A 13,169-nucleotide genomic window follows, 5' to 3' on the forward strand; every position below is an offset into this window, starting at 1 on the left:
CGGTCGTCGCCGCTCCTCCCACCGCATCTACCGTTGCAGTGAGCTGCTTGCTTCCTCCTTGCGCCACGCTTGCGGTGCTTGGGCTTACGGTTACGCTGTTAATTGCTGGCGATGCTGTGACCGTGATCGTCGCAGTTCCTTTTTTGCTGCTGTCCTCCGTCGATGTTGCTGTGATTGTATAATTGCCAGGCGTGGCGTCTGCCGCTACGGTTACTTCCCCCGCGCTGTCCACCGTTACCTTCGCATTGTTGCTCGTCCATGTGACGGTCGTCGCCGCTCCTCCCACCGCATCTACCGTTGCAGTGAGCTGCTTGCTTCCTCCTTGCGCCACGCTTGCGGTGCTTGGGCTTACGGTTACGCTGTTAATTGCTGGCGATGCTGTGACGGTAATCGTCGCAGTTCCTTTTTTGCTGCTGTCCTCCGTCGATGTGGCCGTGATTGTATAATTGCCAGGCGTGGCGTCTGCCGCTATGGTTACTTCCCCTGCACTGTCCACCGTCACCTTCGCGTTGCTGCTCGTCCACGTGACCGTCGTCGCCGCTCCGCCCACAGCATCCACCGTTGCTGTGAGCTGCTTGCTTCCTCCTTGCGCCACGCTTGCCGTGCTTGGGTTCACGGTTACGCTATTGATTGCTGGCGACGCTGTGACGGTAATCGTCGCTGTTCCTTTTTTGCTGCTGTCCACCGTCGATGTTGCCGTTATTGTATAGTTGCCAGGCGTGGCGTCTGCTGCTACGGTTACTTCCCCCGCACTGTCCACCGTTACCTTCGCATTGTTGCTCGTCCATGTGACGGTCGTCGCCGCTCCTCCCACCGCATCTACCGTCGCTGTGAGCTGCTTGATTCCTCCTTGCGCCACGCTTGCGGTGCTTGGGCTTACGGTTACGCTGTTAATTGCTGGCGATGCTGTGACGGTAATCGTCGCAGTTCCTTTTTTGCTGCTGTCCACCGTGGATGTTGCCGTGATTGTATAATTACCAGGCGTGGTGTCTGCCGCTACGGTTACTTCCCCCGCGCTGTCCACACTCACCTTCGTATTGCTGCTCGTCCATGTGACTGTCGTCGCCGCTCCGCCTAACGCATCTACCGTCGCTGTGAGCTGCTTGCTTCCTCCTTGCGCCACGCTTGCGGTGCTTGGGCTTACGGTTACGCTATTCACAGCTGGAGGCATGGCCGTGACCGTAATCGTCGTTGTCCCTTTTTTGCTGGTATTGAACGTCGAAGTCGCCGTAATCGTATAATTACCCGGGGTCGCATCAGCCGCGACGGTTACTTTACCCGAGCTATTCACCTTCACCTTGTTAGTGATGTCACTGCTTGTCCATGTGACCGTCGCCGCCGCTCCGCCCACCGTATCTACCGTAGCCGTGAGCTGCTCGCTTCCTCCTTGCACCACGCTTGCGGATATCGGGCTAACAGTCACGCTGTTGATGGCCGGCGCTTCAGTAATGGTGATCGTCGCAGTCCCTTTTTTGCTGTTATTAAACGTCGAAGTTGCCGTGATCGTATAATCACCCAGTGCGGCATCTGCCGCAACGGTAACTTTACCCGAGCTGTTCACCGTCACCTTATTAGTGATATCACTGCTTGTCCACGTGACCGTCGCCGCCGCTCCGCCCACCGCATCTACCGTTGCTGTGAGATTCTTGCTTCCTCCTTGCGCGACGCTTGCGGTAGTCGGGCTGACGGTTACGCTATTAATGGCAGGTGTTGCCGTGACGGTAACCGGAGCTGTCCCTTTTTTACTATTATCCACCGTAGATGTGGCCGTGATCGTATAAACGCCCGGCACGGCATCTGCTGCGACGGTTACGTTACCCGTGCTGCTCACCGTCACCTTGTTGGCAACGTCGCTGCTGGTCCAAGTGACCGTCGTCGGTGTTCCTCCCACCGCGTCTACCACTGCAGCGAACTGTTTACTTCCACCTTGTAAGACGGTTGCTCTAATCGGACTGACGAGCACGCTATTAACGGTAGGCAGTATGACAGTAATCGTCGCTGTTCCTATTTTGCTATTATCCACCGTCGAGGTGGCCGTGATCGTATAATTGCCCAGTCCGGCATCCGCCGCGACGTTTACGTTACCCGCGCTGTCCACCGTCACCTTGTTAGTGACGTCACTGCTTGTCCAAGTGACCGTCGTTGCCGCTCCTCCCACCGCATCTACCGCAACTGTGAGATTCTTGCTTCCTCCTTGTATCATGCTTGCCGTGCCTGGGGTAACAGCTACGCTATTAACAGCTGGAGCCGGTAAGTTAGCCACCCGAAGCTGCTCTACCGTACTGTTTTTTTCCTGCCATGCTACGAATAAAGCATTGTTTAGTGTGGTTATGGCAGGATAAAAAGCAGCTTTCGTATTATCCACAATAAAACCGTTTAAGCCAAGTTCGGCGCTCGACCAAGCAGTTCCGTTATACTTCTTTGCTCGAATTTTAAATACGGGGGTTGATCCCGCTCCTACCAAGCCAGAATTTTCGGACCACACCGCATATAATTCATTATTGGCGCCTGCTAACTTTACATAATTAGCTCGGTATCCAGTGTTCACGTTGATTCCATATTTTCCACCGCCGTCAACGCTTGACCAAGTGTTACCGCCGTCGTATTTCTTCACCCGAATTTGGTCATCCGTCGTCGAATCCACCGGTTCAAACCAAGCTGCGTACATGACGCCGTCGACAGCGGTTAGCGTTGGGTAGTACGCATGTTTTCCAGTCGCTATATTCAACCCAGTCGCGCTGCCGCCATCGATTGTCGTCCAGCTCGTGCCGTCATACTTTTTGGCTCTGAGCTGATAAATACCTGTGTTCTGTTCCGACCATATCGCGAATAGTTCATTTCCCATTACAGCCAAAGCAGGAAAACTTCCACCATTAGCTGAATTGATATTTAATCCGTTTGCACTTCCATCGACGATTGTCCACTCTACACCGTCATATTTCTTAATATAAATTTTACCCAATTCAGACCATGACGCATACAAAGCATTATTGTATTCAACAAGGGTAGGGAAGTTAGCATCCTTCGTCGAATCGATGTTAATTCCGGTTGTGCTTTCCCCTTCAGCGCTTGTCCAACTTGTTCCGTTGTATCTCTTGACCCGAATTTGACCATAGGACGATGTAACCGCTTCAGTCCAAGCAAGATATAAAGAACCGTTAGATACGGCCAGAATTGGCCGCGTTCCATCTTTGGCTGAGTTGATATTTAATCCGTTCGGACCGTTACCGTCGACGCTCGTCCAGCCCGTACCGTTATATTTCTTCACTCTGATTTGACTAGCGGTTACGCCTGGAACGACCTTTTCTTGCCAAGTGACATAAACTTCGCCGTTCCATACGGTCATAGCAGGATATTCCGCACGATTGGCTGCATTTACGTTGAGTCCGTTAGGACCTCCGCCGTCGATCATCGACCAGCCAGACGCTGCGGAAGCTGTGCCTCTAGTGAATAAAAGCGGTAACAAAAGTATAACGGCGAGTAATACATGTACCGTTTTGCGTAATCTATCGTATGTCTTACTCCTTCTCATTGCCGGAATCAATCTGCATCTTCCTTCCAAATTATCATTCTGTCGCATATCCCTCATTCTCTATCTCAGCATATCGGACAGCACCTTAAAGAAACCTTAAAAACCGACAATTTCCCCCATGAAAAAACAGGCCCCATCTGATAGGATGAGAACCTGTTATGTCAATCGGTACTATGCAGTTATATTGACGAAGCAGGGATGCAAATGGTAACTTTCGTACCACGCCCTAGCTCACTTTCCAGCTCTAGCGAAATGCCATATTCGTATTTCAACCGCTTGTTAATATTCCGTAAACCGACTCCCTGTGGCTCGTCCGCATCGGGCCTTTCAAGCAGTACCTTCAATCGTTCGGGCGGTATCCCTACGCCGTCGTCGGCTACAACAAATCGCCACTTCCCATCCAACTCTTCCGCTGTCATCGTCACCGTACCTCCTTCAATACGATCGCCGATGCCATGACGGATCGCATTTTCTACCAGAGGCTGCAAGAGAAGCGGTGGCATGCGCAAACTATAAGCAGTCTCTGCGATATCGGACTCGAAGCGAATACGATCTTTGAATCGAGCCCGCTCAATCTCGACATACGTTCGAATCAGACTAAATTCCTCCGCAAACCCGATACGTTCCTCCGCATTACTGAACCGAAAGCTCCCTCTCAAGTAATCGGCGAGATCCGCGATCATCTTCCTCGCTCGCTCCACATCCTTATAGCTTGATGCCACTATACTGTTCAGAACGTTATATAAGAAATGAGGCTTAATCTGTGATTGCAAAAAGGCCACTTCCATATGGATCGCTCGACCGAGCGATTCCTTCATCGCGAGCAAACTGCCGATTCTCGCCTTAAGCTCTTCCACATCGAACGGTTTTGACAAGTAATCGTTAGCACCCGCTTGGAGTGCTGCAACCTTATCTTGGGGTTGAATCGCCGCCGTTACCATCAGGACGGGCATCTCCAGCAACGAGTATCGCTTGCGAATCTCTTGGCATACTTCATACCCTGACATGCCTGGCATCATCAAATCGAGAATGACAAGATCGATTCTGCCCGACTGATCGAGTTGCTCCAGCGCCTCATACCCGTTCTTGACCGCGATTACGCGATAGTCGAGTGCTTGAAGGGCGTCCAATAAGACTTTCAAGTTCACGTACTGATCGTCGACGATAAGAACCGTATGCTTACCTTTCGAATTCGTATGAAAAGGCGTAGCAAAGGAATATTCGACTTCTTTGGGAACAACCATGGGAGTTGAATAGGACAATGTTGCTTCTCTTCGCTGTTCAGAGATCGGAAGCGTGAATGTAAAGGTCGAACCGACTCCAGGCGTTGAAGTAACCGAAAGCGTCCCTCCTTGCAGTTCAACCAGTTGTTTCGCAATCGGCAGCCCTAATCCGAAGCCACGTTGCTGTGCTCCCTCAAGCGATTTGAAGGGCTCGAAAATTAATGGAATATCCTGGGGATCAATACCTTTTCCTGTGTCGTGCACCGCAATTTCGAGCCTGCCCGCATGCTCTCTTCCTGTAACAACAACCCTACCGTTCTCCGTATGCTTGATCGCATTATCCAGCAAATTTCCAATAACCTGGCTCAGGCGGATTTCATCGGCCATAGCAGAAGGCAACTGCGCAGGCACATGGTTTATCAGTTGAATATGGTTTTCCGTGCACAAATAGGAGTAGAAGCGCACTTGTACCTCCGTGACCGAACGAACATCGATTGGAGCCGGGACGATTCTCAGTTCACCTAGTTTTAACTTGGATAAGTCTAAAATATCGTAAACGAGCTGCGAAAGCTTCCTCGTAATGTCAGTTATCAATTGCAGTTTTTCCCGTTGTTCCGCAGTTGGCGGATGTGCGATATCGTCCAGCATGGACCGGGAAATATTCATCACACCATGAAGCGGTGTCTTGAATTCATGCGAAGTTCGGGCCAGAAAGTCGTCCTTCAACTTGTCTGCTTGCATCAATTGCCCTGACAGCTCTTCGATTTTACGGAAAGCGTTCGAGAACCGAAGCGACATAAGCAAAGCTAGCATCAACAGAACAAGAAAAGGTTCAACTGGCGCAAGCGAATAGATTGGCACGCCGAAGTACACGTTCATATTCTGGTTCAGCACCAGCACATTCAGAGCCATTGCCGCCACGGCCAAATACCCGCTACCAGCTACCTTGTGCAAAGCCGTATATACGAATACATACGTTGCGTACAACAACGAGAAAGTCACGTAAAACGATGTGAATTGTCGAATTGGCCCTGTTGTGAGCTCGGTGGCGAAGCCTACATGCAGCACTGCAAGTATCCCCCCCAAAGCCAGCCCGCTTCGAGTGAGCCATTCATAACAGTAAGGCCGAAAAGCGGTATATACATAAAGGAAAAATCCAACACCTACGCCAACGGTCAATACCATCTGAATTCGGAAATACAGCCAGAATGGGATCGGACCAATCGTATCAAATAATACTCTCTCGCCGCTGACGCTTGTAAATGCAGCAATGCATACGCAAACGATACCCAGTACCATGAGTGATAAATCGCCTCTGCGTTGAGAAAATAAACCAATAAAATATAACCCCATGATCAAGAAGGCAGTGAACGCGACCCAATCATGCGCTGTCGCTTGATCACGAAGCTTGGAAATTTGCTCGGCTTTGCCAAAGAGAAGCGATTCGCTGATTCCACTGCTTACCCGAAATTCATAGTTAGCCACCTGAACCAGGATTTCATTCCAGCCCGGCTGCAGCGTGAAGTAGCTGACATATGGTTTGTTAAGCGCGCTATAGCTCTGCTTCTCGGCTGGATTTCCGCTTGATCCGACAATTTGGCCGTTGACGATGAGCCGATTGGAAATATGAATGGCCGCTGTTTTCAGACCATACACCACGCCGGCGTCGCCGATCCGAATCTGCAATCGATAGGTTGCCATGCCAATCGTGCTCATCTGTTTGGACCATGATCCGGGGACCTGAATCATCTCTTGCGTTGACTCCTTAACAGCGAGAGAAGAGAGAGAAGCCAAATGGCCGATTAGTTGATTCGGATATAACTCCCATTGCCCGTCCAGCCGAACGGGGCCGCCTTTATCAAAATGCCAGGCAGTTAAGTCCATATTTCCATTGACCGCTGCTGGCATGACTTTTTTGTAGATAGAGAAGTAGGTAAACAGTGTGCCATAGGTTGCCATCAACAGAAATAACGTGATAAGCGCCGCTGCAATTTTTTTTCTCATCGGCGTTGCCACTCAGTCTTATCAATCGTTTGTTGAAATAACCGCAAAGTCTCTTCTTCCAGCTCAGCTCCCAATTGAAAGCGCACCGCTTGTTCCAGTTGTACACAGACACGATAGGCCTCATTTCGATTCCCCATCTTCAAATGCAGCTTAATTAACTCGCGTCCGTCGATCTCGGATTCGGGGGCAAGCGACAAAAGATTTTGCAAACAGTCCACTGCAAGCACACGATTACCCTGACTTTGAAAATTCGCGGACCATTTGCGGAGCGCTCGTACATACAAGGCTTTAAGCTCTAACTGTCTGGCCGTAGCCCAACTGAAATCGCAAGCTTCCATATATTCGCCTGTATACATCTGGTTCAATTTATCGTAAGACCTTTCATCCATGTCCTCCTCGGCCAAGTTGATACTCAGTAGCCCCTCAAGCTCAATTACATCTACCGTCAACCCGTCCAATTCGGCTACGAATCCTTGATCCGCTTTACGTATATAGATTGGAATATGATGTTCCGCCAAGCTTCTTCTTAAATAAGACAGGCACGTATACAAATACGTTTTTGCCTTGTTCAAGTCGTACCCCGGCCATATCGCCTCAATAATCGATGCCGTATTTACAGACTTTCCTGCATAATGAATCAGAAACGCACAGAGTTCCTTTTCCTTCTTCGTTTTCCAAGTTAACACCTTGGTCGTGTCACCCGGCAATCCAATTTGAAAGCCTCCTAGACAGCAGATGGTCGGGGTGATGTTTGCACCTTGGCGCGCCAAAATGACGGATTCAGATAAGGATTGTTTAAGGCGCTCAACCGTGTTCTGCAATCTTTGTATGGTAAATGGCTTCAGCAGATAGTCCGTCGATTGAATTTCAAAAGCTTCAACTGCATATTCCGCATATGCCGTGGTGAATACGATCGGTAATAGAGGGATCATGCTTCTGATTGTTCTGGCAGCTTCCGTACCCTTCATTCCCGGCATCTGAATATCCAGAAACACTGCATCCACAGGAGAGTTAGCTAACGCTTCAATCGCTTGAATCGGATTCATATACCTTCCCACTATGTTGATATTTCCTATTTGTCCAAGCAAAATTTCCAATAAATCCAGCGCATCTTCTTCATCATCAATGAGCATTACACGAATCATCGACCTTGGTCTCCTTACGTATTGCAAGCATGAACGCAAAGGGTAAGCCATATTTATGCCTTTTGCTACTCTTACATTATTTTACTTTCTACATCAGAAATTTCGACAAAAAGTGGGGTGAATCCTTTATTTTTGTTCCTGAGGCTACACCTTGAATTCGGGAAAACGAGCTTAAACTGTTCGAAGCTTCTGCTGTAAAAACTTTTGCATGATGAAGCAATTTTTACAACACTGACTTTTTAAATTCTATATAATGACGAAAGTAGGCCTACCCTTAAGAAAAAAATAAAAGACATCCAAAAGGATGTCTCTTGTTTTTTAACCGTTAATATTGATTACCACTGGGTCACTTAGGCCCTTATCCCCCTCCCGAGCATAAATTTTAATCGTATCACCAGGGACAAGTTTTTCGGGAGATAGAGACATAGTGAAAGTACCATTACTCTCAAGCCATGTGAATCCGTCGACATTACCCTGTTCATTAACAAGAAAGATGGCCGTTATCTGGCTATTCACGATTCTCGCACCGCTGTAGGTACCTTGAATCATTGTCGATTGCGAGGTAACCGTACTACTTGTTACTGTCGGTGTCACTGACTTCGGAGATGGCTGGACTGTGAGATAGACCGGGTCACTCGGCAGTTTGCCAACTTCGTCTGCCGTGACGTAAATCCTGTCTCCAGCCTGCAATAAGGTATATACCAGCAGAATACTCCAATTACCTGTCGTGGCATCTGAATATACCCCGGTATAAATCTGGCGGCCATCTTCATGATAGGCCTGAATGAGTGTTCCTGGAGTTGCCGTTCCCGATAATCTGCTTGTGTACCCATAGAGCCCGCCGCCTTGGATTACTGGCTGGCTCGACTTTTCTACCAAAGCAATTGTTGTTACGACCAGCGGCTCACTCATCAGCTTGCCTTCCAGGTCTGCCCTCAGCAACAGCTTGTCACCAGGAAGCACCGGGGGATCAATGGGTACGATAAAATAGAATTGCCCCATTGAATCAGCTTGCGACAGACCAGCCGGCGTGCCGTTCTCGTAGTAGAGACGGATCGTTGCATTAGGTTCTGTCATACCGTGAACCCTATATCCTGCGTCTGCATACACGGTCTCCGAAACTGTCGGAACCGGTGTCACTTCCGTAGGCTCTTTAGGCGTGAAGAACACCGGTACACTTTCCTTCATTTCTGCTGCCTTCGCTGTTAACTGGTATTGTGTATTTGAAGCTAACTCCGGGTACCAAAACGTGACGTTTCCATCTGCCGCAGCAATGATTTCCTTGATTACCGTTCCATTCCCATTTTTCAAATATACGGTGATCCATGAATTCGGAATTGGTGTAACGGAAGCCCGGATGGATGTAAAATCACTAAATATTTCTCCAGCAAGCACTGGGGCGGGAGTGACTGGTCTTGCCCCGACTTGTACCGTGAGGGGCGCACTGATACGCTTCTCGTACCCGTCTGCATACACGTATAAAGTCTCTCCCACAATGGTGGCTGAAGATAGATTCACATTGAATCTCCCGCTATTCGTCGTTGGCCCCGAACGATCCTGTCCCAAGATGAAGCCATCGGATCTCTTTACGATGATATCAGATTCAGCCGCAGCTTTTCCCGTAATAACCGTACTCCCCTCCAAAAGCTCCTTGTCCAAGGAAGGTGTAGCTGTAACTTCCGTTGGAGCAACTACCGTGATCCTAACAGGATCACTTTTCCTCTTGCCTTCCGCTTGAACGTAGACGGAAAGTGATTCACCAACTGGCAGTGGTTCATTCCCTGTAAGATAGACCTCAAAAGAATTCCCGAGGTTATTGTGCGAATTGCCAATTACGGTACCATCCTCTTTGACGACGGTGATGGCATTGGACCAATCCTCTACAGTGCCACGAATATATTTCGTATCTTCGTATATGACATTAATACCTGTAGGGCTTTTGGTTTTCGGCCGTTCCATAACATTAACCTCAAAACGATCACTGTTCCATGTATTAGTAAACATGGTGACGAACAGTTTGTCTTCATGGTTCAGTACAAGGCCCGGATTGTAATCAAACAGATTGTAACCAAAGAACATTTCATATTTATTGGAAGGGCCTTGGAGCAAAGTTCCGTTCTCCAATTCAACTTTGACCGAATACGGTTCGTCCAAGTTCATGACACTCCCGCTGATATAGCCGAGATCGGAGTAGACTATATTTGTCACCGAAGCTTCAGGACCCTCTTCTTCGATGATCAGATCCGGAAGCGTAAAGGCCTTACCTGCCTCCACTACAAAATCCCTGGTGTAATACCTGATGGGTCCTAAGTATATATTCGCGATATAAGTCCCTGGCAATACATTTGTAAATACAAACTTCCCACGCTGGTCCGTAACACTTTCGTAGGAACCCTCTGTGTTCTGGATGCCTGTTAAATTAACGTACACATTGTACAAAGGTAAGGCCTTCGGTGCCCCATACTTCCAGTAATACAATGCACCTGATACAGTTACGTTCCTTTTGGATACTGTAAATGCAGGGGAGGATACAGTACTAACATTTTTATAGGATATAGAATAGATTACGCTTTGTTCTACATCGCCATATTCAACAGGAGGAACCGTTAGCAAGACTTCGTTTTGTCTCTCCATAAAGTGGACCGACAAGATGTTTACATTTTCGCTTGCCCCATTATTCCTCTTCCGTGTTACGACGAAGTCCGTCGCAGAGGGAAGACTCACGAGACTTGAATTAAAGAGAACCTTTATCGTCCCGCTCGTTGCTGTAATAGAGGTAACTGCAGTAGACGCATTCCCGCCTCCTCCTGACGGGCCACCCCCTCCCCCGGATGGGAATCCCCCACCTCCAAATATAGGGAAACTCGGCTTCGCTTCAGGGAGTACGGAACCCTTCGCATCGTCCGATAAGTTCACATGATGGATTGTTCCCTCACCTGAGATCTTAGACTTGCTTTTTGCATCTAGAGTTTGTATACTGGCATCCTTATTCAGGACAATCGTGGGATTTTTTAACTCCTCCGCGATGTATAGGTTCTCTATGTTTCCAGTTAGTATCTGTAGCTCTTGGATATCGGCGTTCAGGCGTATAGATTGGAAATCTCCTGAAACGGAAATGCTCCTACTCTGTCCGCCGGATGGTTCGGGAAGGATGGTTAATTGAATAAATCCTTCTCCCTTGATCTCGTGCTCTTCGAGGATTGCGCTTGATAGTACCTGCGCATCCCGAATTACGGTTATTCCTTCCGCAACAATACGAACAGCTTGCTTCAGGCGGTTGACCGAAAGAGTACCCAATTGACTATCTTGAATATGGATACTGTTTTTCCCACCACCTTCAATCCGAGTAACGCCATCCACTTGAACCTTGTCCAGATAGGCTTCGCCATCCCCCACCTCTTTGGAAATCACGAGATCACCCAAAATATGCATATTCATTAGCGTTACTCCTGGAGCACTAATGATAACATCCTTGGGTTCGATTTTTAATGTATCCTCCCCATAGTTGCCTGATTTATCATACACCACCCTACTCCAGGATAACGCTCTCTTCAGAGACACTAGGCTTTCGGCGCGGGTTATCGAACGGTTGGGGTGAAACATCTCCTCGATATCTAGACTCATGATTCCGTTATCAAGCAGATTGCTGATTGCCGCCTGCCCCCACGAAGCAATACTGTCCGAATCCTTGCCAAGCTTAACTGCCTTAGCATCCTTCGACTCTAGCCTTAAGATCCGCGAAATCATGACCGACGTTTCCTGCCGGGTTATAGACTGGTCTGAACGAAAGCTGTTATCGCTGAATCCGTCAATATAGCCTCGTGCAACTGCCTTCTGTACTTCCCGGTATACCCAATCGGTCGAATTAACATCGGTAAAAGTAATGGGCTGTGTTTCAGAAAATTGAAATGCCCGGTTTACAAGAGCTACGAACTCACCTCTCGTCACATTCCGCTCTGGCTGAAAGGTTTGGTCCGGGTACCCAGTTACGACCCCCTGCTCCAGCCATTCCTCTATATCGGCCTCGGCCCAATGTCCCTTAATATCGGTGATATTCGTTGCTGCACTTGCATTTAGCATCCCAACCGGTATGTACATCAATATAATGATTAATAAACAAAGCCATTTCGCCTGGTATCTGTTAAACAAGGAAACCTTCCACTCCTTTATGGAATATTTTTACTAGCAACACCTATATTATCAAACTATATCAAATTCTGATATATTCATTTTTTTGAATGAATGCTCTCCCTGCTATCCCCAAGCTAAAGAGCCACTATTCACAGATTTGAACTAGGTCTAACAAGGCTACATACTTAAATTGCATATTTACGACCTATCCTTACCCAGTAATTCAATCACCGTTTCAAGCTTCCTGCCGATTTCAATATCACTTTTCTTCTTCCATCTCATATATCTTATGGCACTTACTAACGCTACAATCAGTAATACTATTAAAAGTAACGAAATTAGTTGCATTAAACCTGTTATTATCGAAAACGAATACCCCATCTAATGACTTCTCCTCTCAACACGTTATCTGACTTACATAAAACTTCTCTTTTATTGAACTTATACCCGTTTAGTTCAATCGTAAATTCAATTTTATTTACTAATCCCATGCTTATACACCCCCTGCTGAGTACTGCCTACTAAACAAAATCCATGTTTTATCTTTCCACTGTATCATCATCTCCATAATAGAATGTCATTTCCCAAAGACAATGGGCGATAAAACTTTCTTTTGACAAAGTAACTAAAGACTTCTCGTCAATAAAATAACCTAGCCATTGATTAAACTTGCTTCCTACTATAGAGAAGCCAATCCACTCATCGTCCTTATATTTCCTCCGATCTATAAAACTGCTCTTTTATTTTTACAGTTCTTTATACCGCTTTTTACTAAATCTCATAATCCAACCATCTTCTGTATATAGTTCTCCTGCTAGTCCATCACTAATGTCCCTAATTCTGTTTACTTTCTGGTCAACTTCAACGAATAATTCTAATCCATCCTCTTCTTCTAATGTCCATAACAAATGATGTATTGTGGAATCAACAACCATTGGAAACAATTCTTTAAACACCCCAACTTGTTCATCATTAAAAAAGGACAACTTTTCACGAATTTCTTTAGAACGTTGACCTTTCATCTCACCATCAATGATACAATCCCAGTTATGAATTGTTAAATCACGAACTTTTTTTATTAAGATTTCTCCGAAAGTATCTAAATGCTTTTCGCTCATTCAATAGCTTCCTCTC

7 protein-coding genes are annotated in these 13,169 nt (G+C 47.3%); all 7 read right to left on the minus strand.

Annotated features, from left to right (window positions below):
* Positions 1-3,544 (minus strand): Ig-like domain-containing protein (locus HQN88_RS33120; protein ID WP_173120321.1); only part of this gene is annotated, 3,544 nt, incomplete at its 3' end.
* Positions 3,545-3,711: 167 nt separating this feature from the next.
* On the minus strand, positions 3,712-6,759 hold the full coding sequence (locus tag HQN88_RS33125) for an ATP-binding protein (RefSeq protein WP_173120323.1): 3,048 nt from the start codon (positions 6,757-6,759) through the stop codon (positions 3,712-3,714).
* Complete coding sequence (locus tag HQN88_RS33130; protein WP_173120325.1) at positions 6,756-7,904, minus strand: response regulator; 1,149 nt, start codon at positions 7,902-7,904, stop codon at positions 6,756-6,758. Before HQN88_RS33130 ends, HQN88_RS33125 begins: the two co-directional genes overlap by 4 nt.
* Before the next feature lie 318 nt (positions 7,905-8,222).
* Complete coding sequence (locus HQN88_RS33135; RefSeq protein ID WP_173120328.1) at positions 8,223-12,053, minus strand: S-layer homology domain-containing protein; 3,831 nt, start codon at positions 12,051-12,053, stop codon at positions 8,223-8,225.
* A gap of 180 nt (positions 12,054-12,233) precedes the next feature.
* Positions 12,234-12,416: a DUF4083 family protein gene (locus tag HQN88_RS38715; protein ID WP_173120330.1), complete on the minus strand. Its 183-nt coding sequence runs from the start codon at positions 12,414-12,416 to the stop codon at positions 12,234-12,236.
* Between the two features lie 158 nt (positions 12,417-12,574).
* Complete coding sequence (locus HQN88_RS38720; protein ID WP_420874468.1) at positions 12,575-12,763, minus strand: DUF6557 family protein; 189 nt, start codon at positions 12,761-12,763, stop codon at positions 12,575-12,577.
* Between the two features lie 18 nt (positions 12,764-12,781).
* Positions 12,782-13,153: an epimerase gene (locus HQN88_RS33145; protein WP_173120332.1), complete on the minus strand. Its 372-nt coding sequence runs from the start codon at positions 13,151-13,153 to the stop codon at positions 12,782-12,784.
* Positions 13,154-13,169 lie beyond the last annotated feature (16 nt).

This window comes from Paenibacillus qinlingensis (genome assembly GCF_013204845.1).
In the GTDB taxonomy this organism is placed as follows: Bacteria; Bacillota; Bacilli; order Paenibacillales; family NBRC-103111; genus Paenibacillus_E; species Paenibacillus_E qinlingensis.